Source organism: Pseudoalteromonas sp. APC 3355 (assembly GCF_030407615.1).
GTDB classification, from domain to species: domain Bacteria; phylum Pseudomonadota; class Gammaproteobacteria; order Enterobacterales; family Alteromonadaceae; genus Pseudoalteromonas; species Pseudoalteromonas distincta.
Map to the genome: position 1 here is coordinate 13,649 of NZ_JASDDB010000002.1, position 26,390 is coordinate 40,038.

Here is a 26,390-nt window from a genome sequence, read left to right on the forward strand (position 1 = left end):
TATTGTAGGTGATAAAGGGTGAGGTTTTAGAGCCCCTCTCTTTAGATATCCTGTGCTAAGTTTAGCTTTTTTAAAGCATTGATGATAACCACAAACGCAATTTAAGTGACCATAACGGCTGAATGCCGGTGAGTCCTTGCGTCATTTTATTATCTTTTAAGATTATATAAGATGGCGTGACTTGTCCCTGCCAATCGGAAAATATCTCCCCGTGTTGATCGTTAACAGTACTGAAGCTGTAGCCTTGCTCATTTAAATAATCATGCAGCTCTTGATCAGAGCCTGATTTTATCGCGATGCTCACAACGGGGTATTTATTCTCGTTTGCGAGTTCGTTTATGGCAGGGGAGGTAATACTACAAATAGGGCACCAAGTTCCCCAAAAATACACAAGCGTGGGTTTATCTTGGCTCATTGCTGCTAAATCAATGTTTTGCCCTTTATAATCGATTAATTGTAATTGAGGATTTGCTGGCATGACAGGTTGCCGCCACCAATTGACGGCGGTATAAATGACAAAAAATATAGAGCCATATACCAGTACACTTTTTAATATGGATACGCTTTTTTGTTTTAGCGTTTTTTTAGGTATGTCATTTTTATGTTTGGTATCCGTTGCCATAGCTACTGATTTACCCTAAGTATTTTTACTGTAGTTTTTACATTTAAAGCGTTTAATTTATATCAGCAACCATGTAGCAGTACCTAAAAAGGCGAATATACCAACAATATCTGTCACCGTGGTTAGCACCACACTCCCTGCAAGAGCAGGGTCTATATTCATTCTTTTAAGAATTATTGGAATACTTGCACCAGCAACACCTGCCACCACTAAGTTCATAAACATAGCGAAGGCAAGTACGCCACCAAGCATAAAGTCCCACTGCCATAGCGCAATAACACCCGCAATTAATAGTGACCATAAAATACCGTTTAGCGCGCCAATGGCCAGTTCTTTCATCATCAAGAAACGTTGGTTTGTTTGGTTTATATGACCTACAGCAATACCACGGATAACAAGCGTTAATGATTGGCTACCAGCAACACCACCCATAGAAGGGACAATACCGTTAAGCACAGCCAAAATAGGGAGCACATCTAAAGTGCCTTCAAAAAAGCTAGCTACAAAAGCAGCAGCAAGTGCGGTTAGTAAATTAACTCCTAGCCAAACTGAGCGTTTTTTAGAGCTTTTTAGTACAGGCGCGAATGTATCCTCTTCATCATCAAGACCGGCTAGGCTTAATAAGCTATGCTCGGCATCTTCTCGGATTACATCAACGATGTCATCGATAGTAACACGACCGAGGAGTTGGTCGTTATCGTCCACCACAGGGGCCGATATCCAATTATGACGCTCAAATAATTGCGCTACTTCACTTTCATCCATTGAGATTGGGATAGACTCACAATCTTCATCCATTAAATCGCGGACAATTTTTTCTGGCGGATTAGTTAATAATGTACTCAGCGATAAAGCGCCTATAAAGCAGTTATGTTTATCAACAACATATAAATCATCTGTACCCTCTGGTAGCTCACCACGCAGCCTAATATAACGAAGTACAACATCGAGTGTTACATCAGGGCGAATGGTCACCGTATCGGTGTTCATTAGCGCACCAGCTGAACGCTCTTGATATGACAGTGCTTGCGTGGCACGTTCACGGTCTTGAATGTCCATCGCGCTAACAACGTCTTTATAGACGGTATCTGGCAGGCTACGTAATACTTCACCTAAGTCATCGTGGCCCATATCTTCAGTTGCGGCGGCAATGTGCTTAGGTTCCATTTGGGCAATAATGCCTAAACGAACATCTTCAGATAATTCTTCAAGAACATCACCCTGCACATCAGGATCGACCAATTGCCAAAGCAGTCGGCGAATTTTATGCGGTGATGATTCTAATAATAATGCGGTATCACAAGGAGCCGTTTTTGCGAGCATGCGCCTAACTTGAACAAATTGACCACTATTGAGTGACTTCGTCACCTGTTTTAGTTGTTGTAGTGGGTAATCTTGTTCAAAAGCTTCTGGCATTGGCGTCCTTTATAAATTGTTATATTACTTTATGGGGGGAGGTGAGTTAACTGGCGTTACTAACCTATTTATTTTATATATCTGTCTTAATTGAAGCATTAGTAATGCGAATATTGTTTTTATAAAACAGGTTATTCTTGTTCATTAAAGCGTTGTGCTATTAATTCTCCAACAGCGTGTAAAGCTTGCTCAGAATCAGGGCCTTTACAAACAACTTTAACTTCTTTTCCTTGGCTACTTTCAAGTAACATTAATGCAAGTACGCTATCGCCTGCGGCTTCTTTGTCATCTTGGAATAATGTGATTGTAGCATCAAATTGTACTGCTAATTGCGCAAGCACAGTAGCTGCTCTGGCGTGTAAGCCTAATTTGTTTTTTATTAAAAAGGTATCTTCACAATGCATAACTTACTCTACCTAAGCTGAACAGGTGATTATTCAGCTATATTATTTTTCTTGCTCGCGATGGCGAATTTTTACATTGGGATGTGTCATTGCAAAACTTTCACCGATAGTTTGCGCTAAATACACAGAGCGATGTTGCCCGCCTGTACACCCAATAGCAATGGTTAAATAACTGCGGTTATTTCTTTCTAAATGCGGTAACCACGTTTGTACAAATGTTTGAATTTGCCATGTGAATTTTTGCACTATGCTGTGATTAGCTAAATAGTCTTTAACCGGTTGATCTAACCCATTTAAAGGCTTCAACTCTGGTTCCCAGTGTGGATTTGGTAAAAAGCGTGCATCAAATACGTAGTCTGCTTCTTTTGGTATACCGTGTTTAAAACCAAATGATTCAAATGTGACAATCAGTTGCTTATCTTTTTTACCTAAAATCTTTTCACGAATAGATTCAGCGAGTTGATGAACACTTAAATCAGTCGTATCTATCATAAAGTCGGCGCGAGTGGTTAATACATCAAGTAATTCTTTTTCTTTTTTGATGGCTAAATCAAGCGGCAACGAGTCTATTGATAGTGGGTGTAATCTGCGTGTTTCTGAAAAGCGTTTGATCAATGTCTGATCGTCGCTATCTAAATAAAACAACGTAGGGTTTGCAAAGCCAGGCAAGTATTCAAGAATATCGTTAAATTCATCTTGTTCTTTAGGGATGTTGCGCACATCAATGCTAACAGCAATTTTATCGTAGCTATCAGACACACTGCGAACTAATGAAGGTAGTAGGTTTACTGGAATATTATCAACGCAATAATAACCTAAATCTTCTACAACGCGCAAAGCAACCGACTTGCCAGAACCAGAACGGCCGCTTATGATAATTAACTCCATTTAACACCCTTTATAAAACTATGATTGATCGACAATAACTTGGTAAAGCTCAGTATCAGATTTTGCACTGCGTAACTGTTTACAAAAATCTTTGTTGTTTAGTTTATCAGCAATGGTTGCTAGAGTCTTTAAGTGCTGCTGGTTATCGCCATCTGGTACGATGAGTGCGACAAAAATATCAACAGGGCGATTATCGATTGCATCAAAGTTTATTGGAGTTTCGCTAACGAGCACTAAAGCCAAAGGCTCTTCTGCACCGCTCATTCTTCCATGAGGAATAGCAATGCCACGTCCTATACCTGTACTACCTAATTTCTCTCTGCTCATTAAAGCATTAAGAATATCTTGTTGCGGTAAATACGGAAGTTTGTCGTGAGCAAGTTCGCTAATGAACTCTAAAATTCTTTTTTTGCTATTAAAAAGGACCGCAGCTTTGCTGCAGTCCTGGCATATAAGTGAACTTAATTTCATCATATTAGTGTCGAGCAAGCTTCTCTTTGTGTTTGATTACTTGGCGATCGAGCTTGTCGATCAACGAGTCAATAGCGGCATACATATCTTGATGTTCTGTAGAGGCAAATAGCTCAGCACCGCTTACGTGTATTGTGGCTTCTGCTTTTTGATTTAATTTTTCTACATCGAGAATGACATGAACATTATTTATATGATCAGAGTGTCTTTCAAGCTTCGCAAATTTAGTATTAATATAGTCTCTTAGTGAATCGGTTAATTCTACGTGACGACCAGTTAAGTTTAGTTGCATAAGCATTACCCTCTTAGTTTAGCGTCTTAAATCAGACTTTTACGCTGATTTGACGGTGGAATAGCAAGAGATTCGCGGTATTTTGCGATTGTACGTCTTGCTACTTTAATTCCTTGCTCAGCCAATATATCCGCTATTTTGCTATCACTCAATGGTTTTGCTGAGTTTTCTGCTGCGATTAATTTTCGGATAAGCGCACGTATTGCTGTAGATGAACATTCACCACCGTTTTCAGTACTTACATGGCTTGAGAAAAAGTATTTAAGCTCAAATATACCACGGGGTGTATGCATGTACTTTTGAGTAGTTACGCGTGAAATTGTCGATTCGTGCATTTCTACCATTTCAGCGACATCATTTAAAACCATTGGTTTCATGGCTTCAGGGCCATGTTCAAAAAAGCCTTGTTGTTGCTTAACAATACAATTAGTAACTTTTAATAGCGTGTCGTTTCTACTTTCTAAGCTTTTAATAAACCATTTAGCTTCTTGTAAATGTGAGCGAATAAACTGGCTGTCGCCACTTGATTTTACAGTGCGAGACATTGCCGCGTATTGGCTATTAACACGAATTTTAGGCATGCTATCTGGGTTTAATTCAACAACCCAGCGGCCTTTAATTTTTTTAACTGACACATCAGGAATAACATACTCAGATTCTTCCCTTACAATAGTATCTGCAGGTTTTGGGTTGAGAGTATGTATTAGTGTCATTACTTCTTTAAGCTCTTCTTCTTTGAGCTTAGTTTTTTTCATTAATGTACGATAGTCGCGAGCTGCTAATAGATCAATATGCTCGGTTAAAATCATTTTCGTTTCATTAATGTAAGGTGTTTCTTTATCAAATTGATTAAGCTGAATACACAAACACTCTTGTAAACTACGTGCAGCAATACCAACAGGATCAAACAGTTGGATGCGTTTTAATACCGCTTCAATTTCATCAAGTTCAACTTCGTTATCATCTTCGTTTTCTTGATTAAAGCTTTCTAAAATTTCTTCGCAACTGAGAGTTAAAATACCTGAATCATCGACGGCTTCTACAATCGCAATAGCGATGGCTTCATCGGTAGGGCTAAATGGTGTTAGTTGTAATTGCCACATTAAATACTCATGGAGCGTTTCAGTAGAGGCGCCTTGGTATATTGATTCGTCTTCAGGCATTGGACCTGATGAGGCTGCAGGAGCGGCACTCATGTACTCATCCCAACTAACATCCATAGCCATGTCGTCACTTAGCGTGTCTTTTGCAAGTGCTTCACCAGTATCTTGTTCGTATTCGCTCGGAGCATCATCAGCAGATGCGCTAACAGTTATGTCATCGGTATCAGCTTTTTGCTCGTTTTTACCAGCAGCGTCTTCAGAATAGTCTGCCTCTTCAACCTCTAATAGTGGATTACTGTCGAGAGCTTCTTGTATTTCTTGCTGGAGATCCAATGTACTGAGTTGCAACAAACGAATAGCTTGTTGCAACTGTGGAGTCATTGTAAGTTGCTGGCCCATGCGCAGCTGTAGTGATTGCCTCATGTATCTCTAACAATCCTTTTATGTTGTTATAATTAATACTAGCAGATGCTTAAAGACATGGCGTAAATGTTACAGCCTAAATTGCTCGCCTAAGTAAACATCGCGTACTGTTTTATCATTTAATACGTGTTCTGGAGTACCTGATGCAATCAGCTCCCCATGAGAAACAATGTAGGCTTTTTCACAAACATCAAGGGTCTCTCTTACGTTATGGTCGGTAATTAATACACCAATCCCACGATTTTTAAGATGTTCTATTATTTTCTTTATATCTAATACCGAAATAGGGTCAACACCGGCAAACGGTTCATCCAGTAGTATAAATTTAGGATCTGCTGCCAGCGCTCGTGCTATTTCTACACGACGACGTTCTCCACCCGACAATGCCATACCTTGGCTATCACGAATGTGTTGTATGCTAAATTCATCTAATAAGTTATTGAGCGTGTCTTCTCTGGCTTGTTTATTTAGTTCTTTGCGCGTTTCTAAAATGGCCATTAAGTTTTGATAAACAGTCAGCTTTCTAAAAATTGATGACTCTTGCGGTAAGTAGCCTATGCCTAATCTAGCACGACTATGCATAGGTAAAAGAGTAATATCGTTATCATCAATAGATATTTTACCTTTGTCGCTAGGAACAAGCCCTACAATCATATAAAAAGTCGTTGTTTTACCAGCACCGTTAGGGCCAAGTAAGCCAACTATACTGCCAGCTTGTACTTCAAGGCCGACGTTTTTTACAACTTCACGACCTTTATAGCTTTTTGCCAATAGTTCTGCTTTTAATGTGCTCATGGTTGACCTTTATCGCCTTTTTTACTTTTTTTAGTTTCGATCGGTACTAAAATTGTGTGAACGCGGTCAGTTGAGTTTTCATCTTTTTCGGCACTGATGAGCTGCTGCTCTATGTCGTAGGTAATGCTTTTAGCATTTATTTTTTGTCCGGCTTGCGATACTTGTGCATTACCAACAAGCGTTAAAAAACGCTTAGATACATCATAACGTACTTCGTCAGCACTGGCGCTCATAGTCGTGCCGTCTGATTGCTTTTCTTCAAAGTGCGCAGGGCTACCTGTGGCAATTAATAATTGTTTATTATCACCAAGTTCATCACGTTTGTGTACTTCTAGGCGATCGGCTGTAATGCGGCGATCACCGTGAATTATCTCAACGTTTTTCTCAAAAATACCCACATTAGCTTTCAATTGACCTTCTTGCTTGTCGGCACTTATTGAAATTTGATTGGCAGCAGGTTGCGTGTTTTGCTCTGCAGCACTACTATTAAACGCTAGTATAAGTGTAGGAATTATCAGTGATTTTAATATTTTATTGGTCATAATATATGGTTCGCGTATGGTTAATTAGTTTTATCACTTCGGTTTTTAAGTCGGCCTCTAGGCCTTTACCAGTGATTTTTAAATTGGGTCCAGTGATAATGACGGGTTGCTCCGAACGCATTGTTAATAGCTTTATATCTACCTGAATATTATCAGCATTGATTTTGTCTATCATGGCGTTATCGGTTAAATTTTTGGCAACCACATTACCTTCTAAAATTAATTGTTTATCTTCGTATAATGTTGCTTCGTCTGCATTTATTTGCCACGTTTGTTGTTCGTTATATAAAGTAAAAATGGGTTTTTCGAAAAACGTGAAACCTAATTGCTGGTATAGCTCCATTTTAGCCGCAGTGACTTTGTGGCTAATTTTACCTTGCTCATCATATGCTGTCTGTTTGAGCTCAATAGCTATGTAATCAGGCTTAGCAATAACTTCTGGCTCAGCCTGAGGCACAATATTTGTTTGTGTAAAATAAGGGTACCAAAGCCAAACCATACAGCTAATGAATAAAACGCTTAATATTATGCGCGCTGCATTCATGAACTAGTGCCTTGTGTAGTCAATGCTTTACCATTTTCAAGCATGAGCAAATCGGTGAGCTCTCTCACAGCACCAAAACCACCAGGCATTTGCGTTACATAGTGTGACAAACGCTTAATAAGTGGGTGGGCATCATTTACTGCAACGGCAAAGCCTACTAACTCCATAACAGGCATGTCAGGACCGTCATCACCAATATAAGCAATTTGTTCATCGCTAAGGTTGAGTTTATCTTTTAATTCTTGATAGGCAATGAGCTTATTTTCTTGGCCTTGATAAATATGCTGTACGGTTAAGCTGCTCATACGTTGTTGTACTATCTGTGAATGACGACCAGTAATAACAGCTACTTCAAAGCCACTGTTTATAAGTGCTTTAATGCCAAAACCATCTTTTGTATTAAATGCTTTTAGCTCTTCACCTTGATTGCCAAGGTAAATACGGCCATCAGAAAATACACCATCAATATCGCATATAAGTAGTTTTACTTTTTTAGCGCGTGCTTTTGCATCATCGCTCAGCGGTTGATAGAGTTCTTCAAATTGCATTTATAACACTCCTGCTTTTAATAGGTCTTGCATATTTAATGCGCCAATAGGTTGGTTTTTCTCATTGACGACGATTAGGCCATTTATACGTTTACGTTCCATAATATTGAGCGCTTCAGCGGCTAAAATATCTTGTGTAGCTGTAGTGCATGACTTAGTCATAACAACATCTATTTGTGTTGTATGAATGTCAATTCTTTGCTCTAAAATACGACGTAAGTCACCATCGGTAAATAACCCTACGAGTTGCTGATTTTCATCAACAATGGCTGTCATACCTAACCCTTTAGCTGACATTTCTATTAGGGCATCTTTAACTGTTTGTGAAACATCAATAATAGGTGTATTTGCGCCGCTGTGCATAACATCTTTTAAAGTAAGTAATAAGCGCTTGCCTAAACTACCACCTGGGTGAGATAGCGCGAAGTCATCAGCTGTAAAGCCGCGAGCTTCTAATAATGCAACTGCCATGGCATCGCCCATCGCAAGCGTTGCAGTGGTACTTGATGTAGGGGCTAGACCCAATGAACAGGCTTCTTTTTCTACTTTAATGCACACATGTACATTAGCAAGGGCCGCCATGGTTGATTGCGTATTGCCAGTCATCGCTATCATTTTGGCACCAAGTCGTTTTAAAACCGGAATGATATTTAAAACTTCGCTGGTTTCCCCTGAATTAGAAATAAGCATAACCACGTCATTTTTAGTGATCATACCTAAATCACCATGACTTGCTTCACCAGGATGAACAAAAAACGCAGGGCTGCCAGTGCTTGCAAGGGTTGCCGCTATTTTATTGCCAATATGGCCTGATTTTCCCATGCCAATAACAATAATACGGCCTTCACAGTCGTACATTAATTGGCACGCGTTATGAAAATTTTCATCTACATATTGTGCAATATCACTAAGTGCTTGGCGTTCAACATCTAAAACGCGAAGGCCTTGTTCAATAAAGTTTAGCGTTGCCATCATTTACCCTACTTGACTAAAAATATACCCTTGGTAACCCAAAAACGCTATTAGCAATAAGCCGCCTTCTACTCTATTGATACGCTGGGTGCCTCTAAAGTTCAATGACATAATAATAAGAGCAAGTGTTGCACCAATCATAATTAATATATCTCGGCTTACTAACGATGGATCAATTGCTGAAGGATTAATAATACCTGCTAGAGGTAATACAGCTAAAATATTAAATATGTTTGAGCCAACAATATTACCTAGTGCTAAATCATCTTCATTTTTAAGTACACCTGCAACCGAGGCGGCAAGTTCAGGCAAGCTAGTACCAATGGCAATAATTGTTAAACCAATGACTAAGTCGCTTAAGCCGAAGTATTTAGCAATATCAACAGCTGAGCCGATTAAAAAATGAGAACTAACCGGCAGGAGTATCATGCCGACAATTAACCAAAATACCGCTTTTTTAGTAGGTACATCGTTTGGTACATCGTCGCAGGCTTCTGAGACAAATGGGTCATCTTGGTTTTTTGCACGCATAGATACAATAATTAACCCACCGATGAATACGATAAAGCCAACTAAAAGCGCAACACCTTCACTAAATGAAAAGTAGTTATCTGAGAACACATACCAAGTAGCTAAAGATACGAGCATAACTAATGGCATTTCACGTTTTAACGTACTAGATGAAACTGAAAGAGGGCGAAATAGAGCAGTGATACCTAACACAAGTAAAATGTTTGTAATATTAGAGCCAACAGCATTGCCAACCGCTGTGTCGGTTTTGTTAGCCAGAGCGGCAGAGGCTGAAACCATCATTTCAGGGGCTGAAGAGCCCATGGCTACAACGGTCAAACCAACAATAAGTGTAGGTACACCAAAGTTTTTAGCAAGAGCCGCAGCCCCATAAACAAACCTATCGGCACTCCAAACAAGAGCTGCAAAACCAAGAATTAAAATAACAAACGAGGTAACCATTGTGTTAAGCCAGTTATACAAAATACGGATGGCGCGAATAGTAACAAAAGCCAAGATGAAAGTATAAATAAAAGAGTAAGGTCAACTAGGTAACAATGTTGCTTTTAAACAGCTAATTTAAAAATTTAAGCCGGGGTTAAGCTGTTTTGAGCGAGTCTTATAATCCTTTTCATGGGTGTATTACAAAATCTTACGAATTGTTTTTTCCATCTTTGACAAAAAAGCTTTAAAATAGGGGCACTAGTGAACATTTTTATGGAGAGCGACTTGTCGCAATCAATAGTAGAAGTCAAGGATGTTAGCTTTTCGAGAGGCAATAGAACCATATATAAAAATATGAGTTTTAGCGTTCCTAAAGGTAAAATTACTGCGATTATGGGGCCAAGCGGAATTGGCAAAACCACTATGTTGCGTTTAATTGGTGGTCAGCTTAAACCAGATTCAGGTGATATTTTATTTGAAGGTGGCAGCATTCCTAAAATGTCTCGTAAAGAGTTATACGAAGCACGTACTAAAATGAGTATGCTTTTTCAAAGTGGTGCGTTGTTTACTGATATGTCGGTATTTGACAATATCGCGTTTCCTATAAGAGAGCACACAAAGCTAAGTGAAGACCTGATTCGATTAGTTGTGTTAATGAAATTGCAAGCGGTTGGACTACGTGGTGCTAAAGATTTAATGCCATCTGAGTTGTCTGGCGGTATGGCAAGACGTGCCGCACTTGCACGCGCTATAGCACTTGATCCAGAGCTAATCATGTACGATGAACCATTTGCAGGACAAGATCCTATTTCGATGGGCGTATTGGTTAAGCTAATTAAATCGCTTAACGAAGTATTAGGTTTATCGTCTTTAATCGTGACGCACGATGTAACAGAGGTAATGAGTATTGCCGAACACGTTATAATTATCGCCGATCAAGGGGTAATTGGTTCTGGTACTCCAGATGAAATGCGTAATCATGAATCTCCTTTAGTTCAACAGTTTTTAAAAGGCTTGTCGGATGGTCCTGTACCATTTCATTTTCCGGCTCAGGCTTATGCAGACGAACTACTTGGAGAAAAAGCATAATGTTGGATTTATTTCAAAAGCTAGGGCATAAAACGCTAGGACGTTTTGCGGCTCTTGGCCGTTCTGCTTATATGCTGTTTAGTGCATTAGCGCATGTTCCTAATTTTAAAAAAGGCACCCCGTTACTTGTTCGCCAGCTCTATATGGTTGGTTCGCAATCGTTACTCATTATTATGGTGTCGGGTTTGTTTATCGGCATGGTGTTGGCTCTACAAGGTTACACCGTATTAGTTGGTTATGGCGCTGAGGATAGTTTAGGGCCGTTAGTGGCACTGAGTTTATTGCGAGAGTTGGGCCCGGTTGTTACTGCATTACTATTTGCAGGACGCGCAGGTAGCGCTTTGACCGCTGAAATTGGCTTAATGAAAGCAACAGAGCAACTTTCATCACTTGAGATGATGGCAATCGATCCGCTAAAACGTATTATTGCACCGCGCTTTTGGGCGGGTTTTATAAGCATGCCATTGCTTGCATTGATATTTTCAGCTGTAGCAATTATAGGCGCTCATTTAGTGGGTGTAGATTGGCTGGGGGTTGATACAGGTAGTTTTTGGTCAATCATGCAATCGCAAGTGTCGTTTCAGCAAGACATACTAAACGGTATTATTAAAAGTTTTGTATTTGCCATAGTGGTGACCTGGATTGCGCTTTATAAAGGATATGACTGTGTGCCGACCTCAGAAGGGATCAGCAAAGCAACCACCGAAACGGTTGTTCATTCGTCATTAGCAGTTTTAGGTTTTGACTTTATTTTGACAGCGGTAATGTTTACCAGCTAATAGGGTATAGATAATGAATTCACGGAAATTAGAAATTTTAGTTGGTTTTTTTGTAGCACTTGGCATTTTAGCTTTTGCGATGCTTGCACTTAAAGTTGCCAATTCAGGTATTAGTGGCTCTGGCGAAACATATACGCTTAATGCCAAGTTTGAAAACATCGGCTCGTTAAAAGCGCGTGCGCCGGTAAAAGTAGGTGGTGTTGTAATTGGTCGTGTTGAATCAATTTATGTTCACCCACAAGAGTTTTTACCAGTCGTTAATATGACCATTGACGCACAGTACTTATGTCGTTTTTCAGACACAAGCTCAATCTCTATTTTAACGTCGGGTATTTTAGGTGAGCAGTACTTGGGTATTCACCCTATAATTTCTCCAGATTCTGCTAAGCAACGTTGTTTAGGCGAAACAGTGACAGAAAACAAGCAAGATGAAGCAATTGACGATTTATTCGGTGTGGAAAGCAAGGCACTAGGTGATGGCGATTCAATCACTGATACTAAGTCTGCCATTGTACTTGAAGAATTAATCGGGCAGTTTTTATTCAACCAAGGTAGTGAGTAATTATTATGTTGAAAAAGTTTTTAGCTATTGTAGCAATTGGCACAATGACGCTAACTCAAAGCGTAAGTGCAGCAGATGTGAAATTAATCGATCCTAATAAAATGGTACGCCAAGTTGCCGATAATACATTTGCGCGCATTAAAAAAGATCAGCCATTAATTGTTAAAGATCAAGAATACCTTCGCGTAATAGTTGAAGAAGAATTAATGCCTTATATCGACTATAAATATGCAGCACTTCGTGTACTTGGCAGTGAAGTATCTAAAGTTCGTGCAATTACCGACGAGGCTGAAAAGGCCAAAGCAATTAAAGAAATTCAACGCTTTATTGGTGTATTTAGAGAGTACTTAGTTGCTACTTATGCAGGTGTATTTACTCAATACACAAACCAGAAAGTTGAGTTTGGTGCAGAGCAAGCGTTTAAAGGCAAAGACGTTGTTGTTGTTAAGACTAAAATTATTGAAGACGGTAAACCTGATATCAGAATCGATTTTAAAGTACGCGAAGACCGCGACGGTGAGTGGCGCGCGTACGATATGATTGCCGAAGGTATTAGTTTACTAGACGCAAAGCAAAGCGAGCTGCAAGGTATTTTGCGCCAGCAAGGTATTGATAATGTAAGTAACCTTTTAGAGCAAAAGAGTCAGCTACCAGTTCAGTTTAGAGGCAGTAACTCGAATGACTAAATTGGCAATAAGCCAAGTTGATGGACAACATTTTGGAGTAAGCGGTGAGCTTACTCGAAATTCAATTGGCGATGAACAGCTTCTGAACAATAAGTTATTAACTAAGCATAAAATCATCTATTTCGACCTAAGTGGAGTATCAAGGGTTGACACAGCAGGCTTAGCTTGGTTAATTCACTCTTTTGCAGAATTAAAGCAGCAAGGCATTCGCCTTGAATTGCAAAACCTACCTGAGCAATTGCAAAATTTAATGCAATTGGGTCAGGTTACAACCCTATTTGAGTGAGAGTTATGGAAACTAGCCAAGTCGAAACATTATTACGCGAAGAACTTCAATTAGCTGAAGTACATGTAAAAGCCAATGGTAGTCATTATGAAGTTGTTGCGGTAGGCGAATGCTTTGACGGTTTAAGCCGAGTTAAAAAGCAGCAGCTAGTTTATGGTCCATTAATGAATACAATTTCAGATGGGACAATTCACGCAGTATCTATTCGTGCATTTACTCCTGTAGAGTGGAAGCGTGAACAAAAATTCATTTTACCGCAATAACTAGGGCCTCCTAATGGATCAATTTGTAATTCAAGGTGGCACTTCACTTGCTGGTGAAGTGACTATTTCGGGCGCTAAAAATGCCGCACTTCCTATTTTATTTGCTTCACTATTAGCTGATGGTAAAAGTATATTTACTAATGTACCGCGTCTTCGCGACATAGTGACCACTGAAGCCTTATTAAAAACTTTAGGTGCAGATGTTAATTGGCAGGGCGATACGCTAGTAATTGACGGTGCAACGGTTAATAAAACATTAGCGCCTTACGACTTAGTAAAGCAAATGCGTGCCTCAGTGCTTGCATTAGGCCCTCTAGTTGCACGTTTTGGTGAAGCTCAAGTCTCTTTACCTGGTGGGTGCGCTATTGGTGCTCGCCCAGTTGATATTCATATTCAAGGTTTGGAGCGCATGGGCGCACAAATAAACGTTGAAAATGGTTATATTAATGCCAAGGTAAATGGTCGCTTAAAGGGCGCTGAAATTTTTATGGAAATGGTAAGCGTAGGCGCTACCGAAAACCTATTAATGGCAGCGGCCCTTGCTGATGGTAAAACCATACTTGATAATGCGGCACGCGAGCCTGAAATAATTGATTTAGCTAACTGCCTAATTGCTATGGGCGCTAAAATCACAGGTGCAGGTACTAGCCGCATTGAAGTTGAGGGCGTTGAGCGTTTAGCGGGTTGCGAGCACAGTATTTTACCTGACCGAATTGAAACTGGGACGTTTTTAGTCGCAGCAGCAATGGCTGGCGGTGAAGTACTTTGTAAAAATACAGACTTTCATTCTCTTGAGCCTGTGATTGAAAAACTACGTGCTACGAATGCACACCTAGAAGTACATAACGATAGTATTTATCTTGATATGCGCGGCCGAGAACTTAAAGCCGTGAATATTAAAACAGCTCCACACCCAGGTTTTCCTACGGATATGCAAGCTCAGTTTACAGCATTGAATGTAGTAGCAAAAGGTAGTGCAACGATCACAGAAACGATTTTTGAAAACCGTTTTATGCATGTACCAGAGTTGCAGCGTATGGGCGCTAATATTCGTTTAGAAGGGCATACCGCAATTTGTGGTGAGACTGAAAGCTTAACGGGTGCGCAAGTGATGGCAACCGATTTACGCGCTTCAGCTAGTTTAATTTTAACGGGTATAGTGGCACAAGGTGAAACGGTTGTTGACCGTATTTATCACGTTGATAGAGGTTATCAGCGCATTGAAGATAAGCTAAGTGCGTTGGGTGCAAACATTAAACGTAGAAGTAGCTAAGTAGATAACTAGTTAAGCTATTTTAAAAAGGTCGGATACGCAAATTGCTATCCGACCTTTTTATTGACGATTGGTATTACTCTTTATTAAAGCTTTGTTTCAAGCTCAGCTACCACTACCATGATTTTTTCTATTTTTCCATCTCTGTAAAGCTCAAATTCTATTTCTTTACCGGGCTCTGTATTACCTATTTTTTCAAGCACTTTTTGTGGGTTTGCTACCGAAAGCCCTGCAATTTTAATGACGATATCTTGCTCTTCAATACCCGCTTGCCATGCTGGCCCCAAAGGGTCTAAATTAGTAATGCGCATGCCGGTAACCGGCGTTAGGCTGTCGTTTACTTCTTTACCTGTACTATCTACTGCTGTGCCTTCAAAGCCTAAATAGCCGCGTACAACGCGACCGTGACGAATGAGTTTACCCATCACTTTTTTAGCAAGTGAGTAAGGAACCGCAAAAAATATTCCTTGAATATTCAAGTTCTCACGGGTTTTAAATTGTGCAGAAGTAATGCCGACTAAATCACCATTGGAGTTAACTAATGCGCCGCCGGAGTTGCCCACGTTAATAGCTGCATCCATTTGCAATAAGTTATTGTAAGGGCTATCTGTAATTTTTTGCTTACCCGTTGCACTAATAATGCCTTGAGTGATTGTTTGCCCTAAGTTAAGCGGGTTGCCTATAGCAAGTACAACATCGCCTACATTTGATACATAGCTATCGTTTACGGGAATCACCGGGAGGTGATCTGCATTGATTTTAAGTAAGGCTAAATCAGTAATGGTATCAAAACCAATTAGTTGCACATCAAAAAAGCGTCGGCCATCGGTTAAGATAACCATAATTTGGTCTGCATTATTCACAACATGGTAGTTAGTAAGAATATAACCGTCTTGCGACATAATGACGCCAGAGCCTAGCTCTTGTACCGTGTTTTTTCTTTTATAACGAGGTTCTTTGGAAATGCTTTCTGAAAAAATAGTAACTACAGAAGGAGCTGCTCGTTTAACTGCATCAGAAAAACTCAAGTGACTCGCACTCATCGCGCTTGGAAGGGGAACATTAGGAAGTAAGGCGGCTCGCATATTAGGGCTGAAAAAAACCACTAAAAAAGCAATACTTAGACCTGCAAATAAAGGGGGAAGAATAAATTTTATTAATTTCAGCACAGTTTTCTTATTATGTAAGTGAGCAATCTCTTTATGATGACATAAAAAAAATAACAGCGGCAAGTGCCACTGTTATTTTTATTACATTAATAGTGCTATTTATTACTGAATTAAAATAAATATAGACTCACGACCACGTTGCACGCCAAGTACGATATTACCTTTAGTGTTTTCGATAATCTTGTTCATATCACGAATAGTCTCTACTCGTTGGCGATTCACTTGCATAATAATATCACCTTCTTCAAGGCCAACACGGGCAGAAGGTGAGCGAGGGTCTACAGACGTAACCTCTACACCTTTATTACTATTTTTTTGCACGTTTTCAAGTGTCGCGCCTTGGAACGCAGGATGCAGCTCTTCGCCAGTCGCTGTAACACCTGATGCACCATCAAGAGTTACTTTTACCGTTTTAATTTTACCATCGCGGTAAATACCAAGTTTTATTTCGCGGCCTTCACCTAGCGTAGCAATTTTGCTGCGCAGCTCGTGGAAACCACTAATATCACCGCCATTAATGCTAACAATTACGTCACCTGCTTTTATACCTGCTTTACTTGCAGCAGTGTCGTCCATTACTTGCATTACATAAGCACCTTGTTTAACGTCAAGTTGCTGCGCTTTAGCAAGGCCTGCATCAAGTGGGCGGCCAGAAATACCCAGCGAACCTCGGCGTACTTCACCGTGTTCAACAATTTGATCAACTAAGTTTTTCATCATGTTTGATGGAATGGCAAAACCAATACCCACGTTACCGCCAGAAGCACCTAAAATAGCAGTGTTAATACCAATCAATTCACCGTTTAAGTTAACTAATGCACCACCAGAGTTGCCTTGGTTAATAGCAGCATCGGTTTGAATGAAATCTTCGTAGCCCTCAATATTTAAACCACTACGGCCAAGAGCACTAACAATACCAGATGTAACTGTGTGGCTAAGTCCAAATGGGTTACCAATAGCGACAGCAAAGTCGCCCACTCGTAAACTATCTGAATTTGCGAGTTTTATTTCAGTTAAGTCATCAGCGTCTATTTGTAAAAGAGCGATGTCTGATTCTGTATCAGTACCAATTTTAGTTGCTTCAAATTCACGGCCATCTTCGAGGGTTACTACCATTTTTTCGGCATCTTGGATTACGTGATTATTAGTGACTACATAACCCTCATCAGCATCAATAATTACCCCAGAGCCTAATCCACTAAATTGACGCTTTTGACTGCGAGGCTGTTGCTGTCCAAAAAAGTATTCAAGCGGATCTGCACGGCGGCGTACTTCTTTTGAGCCTGAAACTTGGATACTTACAACACCTGGAGATATTTTCTCTAGCATGGGGGCAAGAGTTGGTAGTTGTTGACCATTTACTGCAATTGGCATTTTTGCATAAGACGCTACAGGGCTCATTAACAAGCTTGTAGATAGAATAGCTGCGCTGATAAGTGATAATTTCATTTTCATAGTCAGGGGTAACTCCACTTAAGATAAAGCAAAACAAAAAGGGCTACTTTACAGCAGCCCTTTTCGGTTTATTAAGATAAAACAACAAAGCTGTTATATCTAAAGACTATGGGGTCAAAAAAAAGTTCATCAAGATGCTTTAGAATGTTCTGAAACTTTATTTTGACCAGCAAATAAACCTGATTCACCTGATACATAATCAGCTGGTTGTGCTGCGGCTGTAGAACGATCGCATTGACGCTCTTTTAATGAAGCCTGCAGTTGTTCTGTTGTTTCTTTTGAAAAAAATGGTTCAGCTGGTGCTTTATTTCTATCTTCTAGAAGAAGCTGGTTTGTTTCTTCAACGTGACTAAGCAGTTGATCATAGTTTTCTTTCATTTTATTTACGAGCTTACCAGTATTCGCTAAATGATCAGCTACATCTTGGCGATACTGCTCTAACGCATTTTCAGCTTGCTCTGCTTGCTCTTTTAATTCATCTTGTTTGAACTGTTTTTTAGTAACAAATGCGCCAATAAAAAATGCTACAACAGCAACAATAACAATCAAACCTACCCACATAACTGTGCCCATAAAAACTACCCCTTTGGGAAAATAACTAACGAATGCCGATTCAATTATAAATCATACTAAGTGTAATATACCCCGAGTTATGATGCGTGTTAATATGCTTTGCAAATTAAACTGTGTTTTAACTGTAAATAGATATGACTCCTTGGCAAACATACCAACAAGACTTAAAGCGAGATGACTTTGTACACGACGCAGCACAAGAAAATGCTGTGCGCCATTTACAACGTCTATACGATGACCTAACTCAGACAAAGCCAAAACAAAAAGGCTTTTTTGCTAAGTTATTTAGTAAAGAAGAACCTGCGCCTGTAAAAGGTTTGTACTTTTGGGGGGGAGTAGGGCGTGGTAAAACTTATTTAGTTGACACTTTTTACGAATCATTACCGGGCACACGTAAAATGCGTGTGCACTTTCATCGATTTATGCACCGAGTGCATAATGAGCTTAAAAAGCTAAATAATACGGCTAATCCATTAGAAAAAATTGCTGACACTTTTAAAGCTGAAACAGACATTATTTGCTTTGATGAGTTTTTTGTACAAGACATTACTGATGCCATGCTATTAGGTGGCTTAATGGAAGCGCTATTTGCACGGGGCATAGTACTTGTAGCAACCTCTAATATAGTGCCTGATGAACTTTACAGAAATGGCTTACAGCGAGCGCGTTTTATGCCAGCAATTGAGCTTGTTAAAAAAAATACCGAGATAGTTAATGTAGATTCAGGTATTGATTACCGATTACGTACTTTAGAGCAAGCTGAAATTTTTCATAGTCCGTTAGATGAAGATGCGGATAAGAACCTATTTGAGTACTTCGATAAGTTATCGCCAGAGCCAGGACAATTAGATGAGCCGATAGAAATAGAAGGGCGAAAAATCAAAACGCGTAAAGTAGCTAAATGCGTTGTGATGTTTGAGTTTAGTGAATTGTGCGAAACAGCACGTAGCCAGGTCGATTACATGGAGATTAGCCGCTTATACAATACGGTGATTATTTCTAACGTAAAGCAGCTAGGGCAAACTAATGATGATGCTGCTAGACGTTTTATTGCTTTAGTGGATGAATTTTACGAGCGCCATGTAACTTTAATTATATCGGCTGAAAAACCTATTACCGAACTTTATACCCAAGGTAATTTAAACTTTGAATTTAAGCGTTGTATTAGTCGTTTACAAGAAATGCAATCCTTAGAATATTTAGCTAGAGAGCATTTAGTTTAAATAAGTAAGTAAATGTGTAATAGGGCAACTATAAAAAAGAGGTACATATATAGTACTTCTTATTTCTGAAATTTCTTGTGGAAAAAACAACCGGTGAGTAGCAATGTGTTTTAAGTGCTGGTATACTCCCGCGTCTGCCACGTTGCGTTCTATGTCCTCATATAGTCTAGCCACTTGTGAGCGGCGCAAAAGTCTAAAACTCGAAGGGGTTATAGCAAACTTAGAGCAGTAGTTAATATTAACTACTTGTGGTTTTAATTGAAAAACATTGGATTTTTATAAATGAAAACGTTTGTTGCTAAACCAGAAACAGTAAAACGTGACTGGTACGTAGTTGACGCTGAAGGTAAAACTTTAGGTCGCATCGCTACTGAAATCGCTCACCGCCTACGCGGTAAGCATAAAGCTGAATACACTCCTCACGTAGATACTGGTGATTACATCATCGTTATCAACGCTGAAAAAGTTACTGTAACTGGTAACAAATTCAAAGATAAAGTGTACTACGCTCACTCTGGTTTTCCAGGTGGCCTTAAGTCTACTACTTTTGATAAACTTCAAGCTGCAAAGCCTGAAATGATCATCGAGAAAGCTGTAAAAGGCATGTTGCCACGTGGTCCTTTAGGCCGCGCTATGTACCGTAAACTTAAAGTTTACGCAGGTACTGAGCATAACCATGCTGCACAACAGCCTCAGGTTCTAGACATTTAAGGAGCACCATCATGGCAAATCAATACTACGGTACAGGTCGTCGTAAAAGTTCAAGTGCTCGCGTATTCTTACGCCCAGGCACTGGTAACATCGTAATCAACAAACGCTCTCTAGAAGAGTATTTTGGTCGCGAAACAGCACGCATGGTTGTTCATCAAGCTCTTGAGCTAGTTGATATGACTGAAAAATTTGACCTTTACATCACCGTTTCTGGTGGTGGTACAACTGGTCAAGCTGGTGCTATCCGTCACGGTATCACTCGTGCACTTATGGAGTTTGACGAGTCACTACGTCCACAACTTCGTAAAGCAGGTTTTGTTACACGTGATGCACGTAAAGTTGAACGTAAGAAAGTGGGTCTTAAGAAAGCGCGTAAGCGTCCACAGTTCTCAAAACGTTAATCTATACGTTATCAAGAATTCAAAAACCCAGCTTATGCTGGGTTTTTTGTTTTCAAATCAAAAAGTTTACATTTGCTACTTAATTTAAATTTGTTTATAGCGGTCGCCATACTTGGTATTGCTGTAATTAATGATGATCAAATTTATTAATAACTGCGTATTAATCGAACGAAAGTTAAAAAACACTCAGATAGCTGCAAAAAAGTTAAATAATTATCGTAATTAGTTTAAATCCATCAGTTAATTGGTGGAATTTTTTGCTACAATTGGCGTGGAAGTAAAATGAGTGAGTTTAACGACACTATGTACAGTTTTTACTGTTTCCTCTTAGTGGTGTTGATCTCGGTCAGTATATTGTTTTTACAGAAGCGTTATTATAGTCGTTCGGCTTTATTCTCGAGCTAGCTTAATCAAATTTTTGATCAAGTCAGGTTTATTCGAGCATGGGGCTTTGAATAACCTTGTTTTAATCAAGGGTTTTAATTATGATCGCTTCTATTTTAAAAATTTCGAATAATTAACCTGCTGTAACTGATGTTCTCAATATAGCAAGTGTTGAGAATCATAGTGGAGATAAGTGGATGAGCAATGCGCCTGTAGACAATGGCCGACGTCGCTTTTTAACCATAGCTACCTCTGTTGTAGGTGGTGTTGGTGCGGCTGGGGCTGCTGTTCCTTTTATTGCGTCTTGGAATCCAAGTGAGCGAGCTAAATCTGCGGGTGCGCCTGTAGAAGTAGATATCAGCAAACTTGAGCCTGGACAATTAATACGTGTCGAGTGGCGTGGTAAACCTGTATGGGTTGTATCACGTACCCCAAAAATGCTTGAGCAGATGAAAGAACATGAAGGTCAACTTCGTGATCCGCAATCGCAAGAGCCACAACAATTAGAATCATCAACAAATGATTACCGTTCATTACGTCCAGAAATATTTTTGGCTGTAGGTATTTGTACGCATTTAGGATGTTCACCAGGCTTTTTACAAGGTAATTTTGGTGAGAAAGTAGAAGGGACTGATGACGGTTTCTACTGCCCGTGCCACGGTTCTAAATTTGATATGGCTGGTCGAGTATTTCAATCGGTACCTGCACCATTAAACTTAGAAATACCACCTTATACTTTTCTAGATGACACCACTATTTTAGTGGGCGAAGAAAGAGGGGTAGCCTAATGTTTGGTAAGATTATTGGTTGGATAGACGACCGAATCCCAATGACACGTGTTTGGAACATGCACATTGCACAGTATCCAGCACCTAAAAACTTTAACTTCTGGTACTTTTTTGGCTCACTAGCCATGTTAGTACTAGTAAACCAAATCCTAACAGGTATTTGGTTAACGATGAACTTTGTTCCGTCTGCTGAAGGTGCTTTTGCTTCGGTAGAGTACATCATGCGTGATGTAGAATATGGCTGGTTACTACGTTACTTGCACTCAACAGGTGCATCAGCGTTTTTCATCGTTGTATATATGCATATGTTCCGTGGCATGATCTACGGTTCTTACCAAAAACCGCGTGAATTACTGTGGTTATTTGGTATGTTCATTTTCTTAGCGCTAATGGCTGAAGCATTCATGGGATACTTATTACCATGGGGCCAAATGTCGTTCTGGGGCGCACAAGTAATCATTTCATTATTCGGTGCTATTCCGGTTATTGGTGATGACTTAACACTTTGGATCCGTGGTGACTACGTAATATCAGGTGCAACGCTTAATCGCTTCTTTGCATTACATGTAATTGCACTACCACTGGTTATTGTAATCTTAGTTTTCTTACACATTGTTGCTCTACACGAAGTGGGTTCAAATAACCCTGAAGGTATTGAGATTAAACGTAAGAAAGGCTCAGTAGCTGAAGAAGATAAGCCTAAATTTAAATTCCACGAGTATTACACTAACAAAAAAGACATTGTTGATGCGATACCGTTCCACCCTTACTACACAGTTAAAGATATTGTGGGTGTGGTTGGTTTCTTAATACTGTTTTGTTGGGTTGTGTTCTTTATGCCGGCGATGAATGGCTTCTTTTTAGAAGGTCCAAACTTCGAGGCAGCTAACCCACTTAAAACACCTGAGCATATTTTCCCGGTTTGGTACTTTACGCCATTCTATGCAATCTTACGTGCAATCCCTGATAAGTTAATCGGTGTTGCGGCGATGGGGGCATCGATTGTAGTACTTGCATTACTACCTTGGATAGACCGTGGTAGAGTTAAATCGGTTCGTTACCGTTGTGGTTTCCATAAATGGAACATTGCAGGCTTTGTTGTAACTTTCGTTCTTCTTGGTTGGGTGGGTGCAACTCCACAAACTGATATGAAAACGATTATTTCTCAAATCTGTACTGTGACTTACTTTATGTTCTTCGTACTGTTGTTTGTATACAGTAAGAACGAAAAAACTAAGCCATTGCCAGAGAGGTTAACGAAATGATGAAGAAGCTTATTATTGGTTTATTTGCTTTATCAGTAAACTTGTTGCCTAACATGGTTATGGCAGCAGGACCGTCGGTTCCTTTAATGGAAGCGAATAACGACCTTACTGATCAACCATCTTTACAACGCGGTGCAAAGTTGTTCATGAACTACTGTCTTGGTTGTCACCAAATGCAGTATCAACGTTATGAGCGTACTTTTCGTGATATCGGTATCCCAACAGAAGTTGGTTTAGAGCAGTTAATTTTTGACGGCTCTAAAGTAGGTAGCCATATCACCAACGCAATTACAAAAGACGATGCAGCAAAATGGTTTGGTGCGGCTCCGCCGGATTTAACTCTTATTGCACGTGTAAAATCACCAGATTATATTTACACGTACCTAAAATCGTTTTATAAAGATGAATCTCGCCCGTTTGGAGTTAACAATATTGTTTTTCCATCGGTAGGTATGCCTCATGTTCTTCAAGAACTACAAGGTTTACCAACGCCTATCACTAAAGAAGTAGAAGAACATGGCCACACTGTGACCAAAGTTATTGCTACTGAAACTGATGGTACGGGTGAATTAAGCGTAGATGAATACGACCAAGCGGCTCGTGATTTAACAAACTTCCTTGAGTACGTGGGTGAACCTTCACGTCTTGAATCGGAAGCGCTAGGTATTAAGGTAATAGGATTCTTAATAATTCTATTTATCTTGGCATTTATGCTTAAGAAAGAATACTGGAGAGATGTTCATTAAGTTGAACATTTTTAAAGGTAATTTTGCAATAGGGGCTTAAGCCCCTTTTGCTGTTTTAGTTATTTAATGGAGGTATAGGCATGGCCGTAGCTGCCAATAAGCGCCCTGTAATGACCCTTTTTTCTGGTGCTAACTGTATGTATAGCCACCAAGTACGTATTGTACTTGCGGAAAAAGGTGTAAGTGTAGATATTCATTTGGCTGAAAAAGATAACTTGCCAGAAGCACTTCACGAAATTAACCCTTACGGCACAGTGCCAACACTGATTGACCGTGAGCTTGGTTTATACCAGGCAAACATCATCATGGAATACCTTGATGAGCGTTTTCCTCATCCTCCACTAATGCCTGTTTACCCGGTAATGCGTGGTCGTAGCCGCTTAATGATGCATCGTATTGATACTGACTGGTACAGCCTAGCTGACAAAATCAGTAACAACACGTCAGATGCTGCTCAAGCTCGTAAAGAGCTAACAGAAGCATTACTTGCTGTAGCACCTATTTTTAGCGAAGCACCTTACTTTATGAGTGAAGAGTTTAGCCTAGTAGATTGTTATTTAGCTCCACTATTATGGCGTTTACCAGAGTTTGGTATTGAGCTTAATGGTGCAGGTTCTAAAGAGCTTAAAGAGTACATGATCCGTTTATTTGAACGTGAGTCATTCCAAGCCTCTTTAACTGAAGCTGAGCGTGAGATCCGTTTATAATGACGCCTAATCGTCCTTATTTATTACGTGCTTTTTTTGATTGGATAGTCGATAACGAGTGTACACCGCATTTAGTGGTAGACGCTGGGTTTGCAAATGTACAAGTGCCAACACAGTTTGTTCAAGACGGACAAATTGTTTTAAACATAAGTCCATCAGCGGTCACACAGTTTTCGTTAGACTTAACCCAACTTAGCTTCAATGCGCGCTTTGGTGGTCAGCCAATGCAAGTGTATGTGCCTCTAGGTGCTGTGCTTGCAATATACGCGCGTGAAAATGGCGAAGGAACAGTCTTTACTGCAGATGAGTTTTTAGAGGACGAAGACGATTTTGTGCCTGAGCTTGAAAGTGTTGATTCATCAGCTGAATTTATTGATGAAACACCACCAGAAAAGCCACAGAAGAAAAAAGGCTCTCATTTACGCGTTATTAAATAATAAGTAAATGCAAAAAAAAACCGCTTAATAAGCGGTTTTTTTATGTCTGTATTTTGTGTTTACATATATTCAAATACTTTAATTACCCGCTCTACGCCAGATACATTTCGGGCAATGTTTACAGCTTGAGTAGACTCAGAGTCAGATACTAAACCCATTAGAAATACTTCAGCGTTTTCAGTAACTACTTTAATGTTATTACTGCTAATGTCTTTTGCTGTTAGTAGTTGAGCTTTAACTTTAGAAGTTAACCAAGAGTCATGAGTTTGTGTAGTAATGCCAATATTTGAGCCAATACGAATTTGGTTATGTATCTTACGAATACCTGAAACGCCCTCAATGGTACGCTGTGCTTCGTTTCTCATTTCTTCATTAGATACTTGGCCTACAAGTAAAACAATACCGTTAACGCTTACAGCGCTTATATTGGCAAACTTTTCAAGGCGTTCTACTTCGCTAAGTGCAATACTCGCTTTTATTTCAATATTGTTATCGTCAATTTGAGAGCCAATGGTACGGCGATCGTTCGCTGCAGTTACTGCACTGGCTGTACCTGCAACAACAGCAGCTGCGCAGCCTTGTAGTAATACAACAGTACCTAAAACAATAAGAGAGCGTTTAAACATAATTTTCATCCTGAGGGAAAAGCGTTAAATCAACAAGTTCGCTTAAACAATGTAAGTTAACTAAATGGGATTCGATAATGCGGCTAGGGCGTTTAGATGGGGATCTAATTTCAACATCGTTAGGGCCAAGTAGGCCAACCAACTCGCCACCATCATCACCAACCATAACTATGACCTTCATATCTTTAGTTAGTGCTGCTTCAACGGCAGAAATAACATGCTTTTCGTTACCGTTAATAGCCAGTACGAGCAATAAGTCGCCTTGCTGGGCAAAAGCGCGGACTTGACGAGCAAATGTATCGTGATCGTCTACCTGAGTACTTTGCCCAAGATTAACGTTTTCTTGCGATAGAGCGATTGCAGGTAAACAAGGACGCTCGGTTTCATAGTGATTAACCAATACACCCGCCATATGCTGAGCGAGCATGTGGCAATTTGCAGTACCGCAGCAAATGAGTTTATTTCCGTTGATCAGACTTTGTGCAATAGTAAATGCAGCTGACTCAAGCGCACTAGGTAGCACTTCACCAGCAGCGATTTGAACTTGAATGCTTTCTGTAAAAATTTCTTTAATTGTGTCTTGCATAGCCTACCAATAATTTATCTTTGTATTTGCGTTTAAAATACATTTTTAAGCCAATTAATATTAGGAGATGCTTCTCCTGTAATGGCTACATAATCAATTCTTAGTGCTTGGTTAGTTAAATTTTTAGCTGCTAAGTAATGATAAATACTACGTTTTAATCGAGCTTGTTTTTGTGGGCTAAGTGCATAGTTGGCACCGCCACGGGCATTATTTTTGCGAAACTTGACCTCAATGAATACAAGGGTGTCGCCTTCTTTCATAATGACATCAAGCTCGCCAAAGGGGCAGTAATAATTACGTTCAATGGGTGTTAAGCCTTGAGTAACTAAGTATTTTTGCGCTTCAAGCTCATAATACAGGCCTTTTTCGCGACTATTGTGCCACAGCTCTTTAAACCACGACATGCC

34 protein-coding genes are annotated in these 26,390 nt (G+C 39.8%); 15 read left to right on the plus strand and 19 right to left on the minus strand.

All coding sequences use genetic code 11. The annotated features are described in order from the left end of the window. Positions 1-70: 70 nt before the first annotated feature. The 13 genes from QMA08_RS03285 to QMA08_RS03345 all read right to left on the minus strand — a co-directional run bounded on the left by QMA08_RS03285 (position 71) and on the right by QMA08_RS03345 (position 9,992). Positions 71-478: a protein disulfide oxidoreductase gene (locus tag QMA08_RS03285; protein WP_239022708.1), complete on the minus strand. Its 408-nt coding sequence runs from the start codon at positions 476-478 to the stop codon at positions 71-73. A gap of 201 nt (positions 479-679) precedes the next feature. Beyond that, a complete protein-coding gene (gene mgtE, locus QMA08_RS03290) occupies positions 680-2,038 on the minus strand; it encodes a magnesium transporter (RefSeq protein WP_002957935.1) in 1,359 nt (452 codons plus the stop codon). A gap of 131 nt (positions 2,039-2,169) precedes the next feature. After that, positions 2,170-2,442, minus strand: coding sequence for an HPr family phosphocarrier protein (locus QMA08_RS03295; RefSeq protein WP_002957937.1), 273 nt, complete (start codon positions 2,440-2,442; stop codon positions 2,170-2,172). Between the two features lie 42 nt (positions 2,443-2,484). Further along, positions 2,485-3,330, minus strand: a complete 846-nt coding sequence (gene rapZ, locus QMA08_RS03300) for an RNase adapter RapZ (protein ID WP_002957938.1) — start codon at positions 3,328-3,330, stop codon at positions 2,485-2,487. A gap of 18 nt (positions 3,331-3,348) precedes the next feature. Beyond that, the gene (ptsN, locus tag QMA08_RS03305) at positions 3,349-3,801 is read right to left on the minus strand and encodes a PTS IIA-like nitrogen regulatory protein PtsN (RefSeq protein WP_024595797.1); all 453 of its coding nucleotides are present in this window, start codon (positions 3,799-3,801) and stop codon (positions 3,349-3,351) included. Between the two features lie 4 nt (positions 3,802-3,805). Continuing rightward, positions 3,806-4,093 (minus strand): ribosome hibernation promoting factor, encoded by a 288-nt coding sequence (gene hpf / locus QMA08_RS03310; protein ID WP_007580301.1) that lies wholly within the window; start codon positions 4,091-4,093, stop codon positions 3,806-3,808. A gap of 26 nt (positions 4,094-4,119) precedes the next feature. Continuing rightward, the gene (locus QMA08_RS03315; RefSeq protein WP_002957941.1) at positions 4,120-5,619 is read right to left on the minus strand and encodes an RNA polymerase factor sigma-54; all 1,500 of its coding nucleotides are present in this window, start codon (positions 5,617-5,619) and stop codon (positions 4,120-4,122) included. Between the two features lie 69 nt (positions 5,620-5,688). Beyond that, entirely contained in the window at positions 5,689-6,414 is a 726-nt protein-coding gene (gene lptB, locus QMA08_RS03320) for an LPS export ABC transporter ATP-binding protein (protein WP_002957942.1), read from the minus strand. Further along, a complete protein-coding gene (lptA, locus tag QMA08_RS03325) occupies positions 6,411-6,956 on the minus strand; it encodes a lipopolysaccharide transport periplasmic protein LptA (RefSeq protein ID WP_290173701.1) in 546 nt (181 codons plus the stop codon). Before lptA ends, lptB begins: the two co-directional genes overlap by 4 nt. Next, on the minus strand, positions 6,946-7,500 hold the full coding sequence (gene lptC / locus QMA08_RS03330; protein WP_024606357.1) for an LPS export ABC transporter periplasmic protein LptC: 555 nt from the start codon (positions 7,498-7,500) through the stop codon (positions 6,946-6,948). Before lptC ends, lptA begins: the two co-directional genes overlap by 11 nt. Further along, positions 7,497-8,048 carry a 3-deoxy-manno-octulosonate-8-phosphatase KdsC gene (gene kdsC, locus QMA08_RS03335; RefSeq protein ID WP_007580311.1) on the minus strand — a complete coding sequence of 184 codons (552 nt, stop codon included), beginning with the start codon at positions 8,046-8,048 and terminating at the stop codon, positions 7,497-7,499. The genes lptC and kdsC overlap by 4 nt, the downstream gene beginning before the upstream one ends. Continuing rightward, positions 8,049-9,020, minus strand: coding sequence for a KpsF/GutQ family sugar-phosphate isomerase (locus QMA08_RS03340; RefSeq protein WP_138489995.1), 972 nt, complete (start codon positions 9,018-9,020; stop codon positions 8,049-8,051). It abuts the gene before it with no gap. A gap of 3 nt (positions 9,021-9,023) precedes the next feature. After that, positions 9,024-9,992 (minus strand): calcium/sodium antiporter, encoded by a 969-nt coding sequence (locus tag QMA08_RS03345; RefSeq protein WP_002957947.1) that lies wholly within the window; start codon positions 9,990-9,992, stop codon positions 9,024-9,026. Positions 9,993-10,247: 255 nt separating this feature from the next. Here QMA08_RS03345 and QMA08_RS03350 point away from each other — a divergent pair, with 255 nt between their 5' ends. Genes QMA08_RS03350 through murA form a run of 7 tightly spaced genes read left to right on the plus strand, consistent with a single transcriptional unit; the run spans position 10,248 to position 14,912 of the window. Next, positions 10,248-11,063, plus strand: a complete 816-nt coding sequence (locus tag QMA08_RS03350) for an ATP-binding cassette domain-containing protein (RefSeq protein WP_080945050.1) — start codon at positions 10,248-10,250, stop codon at positions 11,061-11,063. After that, positions 11,063-11,842: a lipid asymmetry maintenance ABC transporter permease subunit MlaE gene (gene mlaE / locus QMA08_RS03355; protein ID WP_002957949.1), complete on the plus strand. Its 780-nt coding sequence runs from the start codon at positions 11,063-11,065 to the stop codon at positions 11,840-11,842. The genes QMA08_RS03350 and mlaE overlap by 1 nt, the downstream gene beginning before the upstream one ends. A gap of 13 nt (positions 11,843-11,855) precedes the next feature. Next, complete coding sequence (gene mlaD / locus QMA08_RS03360) at positions 11,856-12,404, plus strand: outer membrane lipid asymmetry maintenance protein MlaD (RefSeq protein WP_290173702.1); 549 nt, start codon at positions 11,856-11,858, stop codon at positions 12,402-12,404. A gap of 5 nt (positions 12,405-12,409) precedes the next feature. Beyond that, positions 12,410-13,090 (plus strand): ABC transporter substrate-binding protein, encoded by a 681-nt coding sequence (locus QMA08_RS03365; RefSeq protein ID WP_002957951.1) that lies wholly within the window; start codon positions 12,410-12,412, stop codon positions 13,088-13,090. Then, the gene (locus QMA08_RS03370) at positions 13,083-13,376 is read left to right on the plus strand and encodes an STAS domain-containing protein (RefSeq protein ID WP_002957952.1); all 294 of its coding nucleotides are present in this window, start codon (positions 13,083-13,085) and stop codon (positions 13,374-13,376) included. Before QMA08_RS03365 ends, QMA08_RS03370 begins: the two co-directional genes overlap by 8 nt. Positions 13,377-13,381: 5 nt before the next feature. After that, positions 13,382-13,639, plus strand: a complete 258-nt coding sequence (locus QMA08_RS03375) for a BolA family protein (RefSeq protein WP_002957953.1) — start codon at positions 13,382-13,384, stop codon at positions 13,637-13,639. A gap of 13 nt (positions 13,640-13,652) precedes the next feature. Next, positions 13,653-14,912, plus strand: coding sequence for a UDP-N-acetylglucosamine 1-carboxyvinyltransferase (murA, locus tag QMA08_RS03380; RefSeq protein ID WP_290173703.1), 1,260 nt, complete (start codon positions 13,653-13,655; stop codon positions 14,910-14,912). An 86-nt stretch (positions 14,913-14,998) separates the two neighbouring features. On the opposite strand, the gene QMA08_RS03385 is transcribed toward murA, so the two are convergent. The 3 genes from QMA08_RS03385 to QMA08_RS03395 all read right to left on the minus strand — a co-directional run bounded on the left by QMA08_RS03385 (position 14,999) and on the right by QMA08_RS03395 (position 18,109). Further along, entirely contained in the window at positions 14,999-16,081 is a 1,083-nt protein-coding gene (locus tag QMA08_RS03385) for a trypsin-like peptidase domain-containing protein (protein ID WP_024595792.1), read from the minus strand. A 102-nt stretch (positions 16,082-16,183) separates the two neighbouring features. Continuing rightward, positions 16,184-17,536 (minus strand): Do family serine endopeptidase, encoded by a 1,353-nt coding sequence (locus tag QMA08_RS03390; RefSeq protein WP_024606350.1) that lies wholly within the window; start codon positions 17,534-17,536, stop codon positions 16,184-16,186. A 129-nt stretch (positions 17,537-17,665) separates the two neighbouring features. Then, positions 17,666-18,109, minus strand: a complete 444-nt coding sequence (locus QMA08_RS03395; RefSeq protein ID WP_002957957.1) for a YhcB family protein — start codon at positions 18,107-18,109, stop codon at positions 17,666-17,668. A 134-nt stretch (positions 18,110-18,243) separates the two neighbouring features. On the opposite strand from QMA08_RS03395, the gene zapE reads away from it, so the two are divergent. The 8 genes from zapE (at position 18,244) to QMA08_RS03435 (ending at position 24,771) form a co-directional block, all read left to right on the plus strand. Next, the gene (gene zapE / locus QMA08_RS03400) at positions 18,244-19,332 is read left to right on the plus strand and encodes a cell division protein ZapE (protein WP_002957958.1); all 1,089 of its coding nucleotides are present in this window, start codon (positions 18,244-18,246) and stop codon (positions 19,330-19,332) included. A 282-nt stretch (positions 19,333-19,614) separates the two neighbouring features. After that, the gene (rplM, locus tag QMA08_RS03405) at positions 19,615-20,043 is read left to right on the plus strand and encodes a 50S ribosomal protein L13 (protein WP_002957960.1); all 429 of its coding nucleotides are present in this window, start codon (positions 19,615-19,617) and stop codon (positions 20,041-20,043) included. A gap of 8 nt (positions 20,044-20,051) precedes the next feature. Next, the gene (rpsI, locus tag QMA08_RS03410) at positions 20,052-20,444 is read left to right on the plus strand and encodes a 30S ribosomal protein S9 (protein ID WP_024595789.1); all 393 of its coding nucleotides are present in this window, start codon (positions 20,052-20,054) and stop codon (positions 20,442-20,444) included. A 581-nt stretch (positions 20,445-21,025) separates the two neighbouring features. After that, positions 21,026-21,616, plus strand: a complete 591-nt coding sequence (gene petA / locus QMA08_RS03415; protein WP_002957962.1) for a ubiquinol-cytochrome c reductase iron-sulfur subunit — start codon at positions 21,026-21,028, stop codon at positions 21,614-21,616. Continuing rightward, a complete protein-coding gene (locus QMA08_RS03420) occupies positions 21,616-22,881 on the plus strand; it encodes a cytochrome b N-terminal domain-containing protein (protein ID WP_002957963.1) in 1,266 nt (421 codons plus the stop codon). The genes petA and QMA08_RS03420 overlap by 1 nt, the downstream gene beginning before the upstream one ends. Next, complete coding sequence (locus QMA08_RS03425; protein WP_002957964.1) at positions 22,878-23,627, plus strand: cytochrome c1; 750 nt, start codon at positions 22,878-22,880, stop codon at positions 23,625-23,627. The genes QMA08_RS03420 and QMA08_RS03425 overlap by 4 nt, the downstream gene beginning before the upstream one ends. Before the next feature lie 80 nt (positions 23,628-23,707). After that, complete coding sequence (gene sspA, locus QMA08_RS03430) at positions 23,708-24,334, plus strand: stringent starvation protein SspA (RefSeq protein WP_002957965.1); 627 nt, start codon at positions 23,708-23,710, stop codon at positions 24,332-24,334. Then, positions 24,334-24,771, plus strand: a complete 438-nt coding sequence (locus QMA08_RS03435) for a ClpXP protease specificity-enhancing factor (protein ID WP_002957966.1) — start codon at positions 24,334-24,336, stop codon at positions 24,769-24,771. Before sspA ends, QMA08_RS03435 begins: the two co-directional genes overlap by 1 nt. 59 nt (positions 24,772-24,830) lie before the next feature. Here the strand turns inward: QMA08_RS03435 and dolP are convergent, their stop codons facing one another. From dolP to QMA08_RS03450, 3 genes are read right to left on the minus strand one after another with little or no spacing between them, the layout of a single operon-like run. Next, positions 24,831-25,397: a division/outer membrane stress-associated lipid-binding lipoprotein gene (gene dolP / locus QMA08_RS03440; protein WP_039485369.1), complete on the minus strand. Its 567-nt coding sequence runs from the start codon at positions 25,395-25,397 to the stop codon at positions 24,831-24,833. After that, positions 25,390-25,983 carry an SIS domain-containing protein gene (locus QMA08_RS03445; protein WP_002957968.1) on the minus strand — a complete coding sequence of 198 codons (594 nt, stop codon included), beginning with the start codon at positions 25,981-25,983 and terminating at the stop codon, positions 25,390-25,392. The genes dolP and QMA08_RS03445 overlap by 8 nt, the downstream gene beginning before the upstream one ends. A 32-nt stretch (positions 25,984-26,015) precedes the next feature. Beyond that, the gene (locus tag QMA08_RS03450) at positions 26,016-26,387 is read right to left on the minus strand and encodes a YraN family protein (RefSeq protein WP_149602130.1); all 372 of its coding nucleotides are present in this window, start codon (positions 26,385-26,387) and stop codon (positions 26,016-26,018) included. Positions 26,388-26,390 lie beyond the last annotated feature (3 nt).

Bases quoted from the DNA above. Each gene is read 5' to 3' on its own strand.
- QMA08_RS03425 (WP_002957964.1), top strand. From the start codon at position 22,878: ATGATGAAGAAGCTTATTATTGGTTTATTTGCTTTATCAGTAAACTTG.
- dolP (WP_039485369.1), bottom strand. From the start codon at position 25,397: ATGTTTAAACGCTCTCTTATTGTTTTAGGTACTGTTGTATTACTACAA.
- kdsC (WP_007580311.1), bottom strand. From the start codon at position 8,048: ATGCAATTTGAAGAACTCTATCAACCGCTGAGCGATGATGCAAAAGCA.
- QMA08_RS03435 (WP_002957966.1), top strand. From the start codon at position 24,334: ATGACGCCTAATCGTCCTTATTTATTACGTGCTTTTTTTGATTGGATA.
- mlaE (WP_002957949.1), top strand. From the start codon at position 11,063: ATGTTGGATTTATTTCAAAAGCTAGGGCATAAAACGCTAGGACGTTTT.
- QMA08_RS03390 (WP_024606350.1), bottom strand. From the start codon at position 17,536: ATGAAAATGAAATTATCACTTATCAGCGCAGCTATTCTATCTACAAGC.
- QMA08_RS03395 (WP_002957957.1), bottom strand. From the start codon at position 18,109: ATGGGCACAGTTATGTGGGTAGGTTTGATTGTTATTGTTGCTGTTGTA.
- hpf (WP_007580301.1), bottom strand. From the start codon at position 4,093: ATGCAACTAAACTTAACTGGTCGTCACGTAGAATTAACCGATTCACTA.
- QMA08_RS03450 (WP_149602130.1), bottom strand. From the start codon at position 26,387: ATGTCGTGGTTTAAAGAGCTGTGGCACAATAGTCGCGAAAAAGGCCTG.
- QMA08_RS03285 (WP_239022708.1), bottom strand. From the start codon at position 478: ATGCCAGCAAATCCTCAATTACAATTAATCGATTATAAAGGGCAAAAC.
- QMA08_RS03375 (WP_002957953.1), top strand. From the start codon at position 13,382: ATGGAAACTAGCCAAGTCGAAACATTATTACGCGAAGAACTTCAATTA.
- murA (WP_290173703.1), top strand. From the start codon at position 13,653: ATGGATCAATTTGTAATTCAAGGTGGCACTTCACTTGCTGGTGAAGTG.
- ptsN (WP_024595797.1), bottom strand. From the start codon at position 3,801: ATGAAATTAAGTTCACTTATATGCCAGGACTGCAGCAAAGCTGCGGTC.
- QMA08_RS03420 (WP_002957963.1), top strand. From the start codon at position 21,616: ATGTTTGGTAAGATTATTGGTTGGATAGACGACCGAATCCCAATGACA.
- mgtE (WP_002957935.1), bottom strand. From the start codon at position 2,038: ATGCCAGAAGCTTTTGAACAAGATTACCCACTACAACAACTAAAACAG.
- mlaD (WP_290173702.1), top strand. From the start codon at position 11,856: ATGAATTCACGGAAATTAGAAATTTTAGTTGGTTTTTTTGTAGCACTT.
- petA (WP_002957962.1), top strand. From the start codon at position 21,026: ATGAGCAATGCGCCTGTAGACAATGGCCGACGTCGCTTTTTAACCATA.
- QMA08_RS03315 (WP_002957941.1), bottom strand. From the start codon at position 5,619: ATGAGGCAATCACTACAGCTGCGCATGGGCCAGCAACTTACAATGACT.
- sspA (WP_002957965.1), top strand. From the start codon at position 23,708: ATGGCCGTAGCTGCCAATAAGCGCCCTGTAATGACCCTTTTTTCTGGT.
- QMA08_RS03350 (WP_080945050.1), top strand. From the start codon at position 10,248: ATGGAGAGCGACTTGTCGCAATCAATAGTAGAAGTCAAGGATGTTAGC.
- zapE (WP_002957958.1), top strand. From the start codon at position 18,244: ATGACTCCTTGGCAAACATACCAACAAGACTTAAAGCGAGATGACTTT.
- lptA (WP_290173701.1), bottom strand. From the start codon at position 6,956: ATGACCAATAAAATATTAAAATCACTGATAATTCCTACACTTATACTA.
- rplM (WP_002957960.1), top strand. From the start codon at position 19,615: ATGAAAACGTTTGTTGCTAAACCAGAAACAGTAAAACGTGACTGGTAC.
- QMA08_RS03345 (WP_002957947.1), bottom strand. From the start codon at position 9,992: ATGGTTACCTCGTTTGTTATTTTAATTCTTGGTTTTGCAGCTCTTGTT.
- rapZ (WP_002957938.1), bottom strand. From the start codon at position 3,330: ATGGAGTTAATTATCATAAGCGGCCGTTCTGGTTCTGGCAAGTCGGTT.
- QMA08_RS03370 (WP_002957952.1), top strand. From the start codon at position 13,083: ATGACTAAATTGGCAATAAGCCAAGTTGATGGACAACATTTTGGAGTA.
- lptC (WP_024606357.1), bottom strand. From the start codon at position 7,500: ATGAATGCAGCGCGCATAATATTAAGCGTTTTATTCATTAGCTGTATG.
- QMA08_RS03445 (WP_002957968.1), bottom strand. From the start codon at position 25,983: ATGCAAGACACAATTAAAGAAATTTTTACAGAAAGCATTCAAGTTCAA.
- QMA08_RS03340 (WP_138489995.1), bottom strand. From the start codon at position 9,020: ATGGCAACGCTAAACTTTATTGAACAAGGCCTTCGCGTTTTAGATGTT.
- QMA08_RS03295 (WP_002957937.1), bottom strand. From the start codon at position 2,442: ATGCATTGTGAAGATACCTTTTTAATAAAAAACAAATTAGGCTTACAC.
- lptB (WP_002957942.1), bottom strand. From the start codon at position 6,414: ATGAGCACATTAAAAGCAGAACTATTGGCAAAAAGCTATAAAGGTCGT.
- QMA08_RS03365 (WP_002957951.1), top strand. From the start codon at position 12,410: ATGTTGAAAAAGTTTTTAGCTATTGTAGCAATTGGCACAATGACGCTA.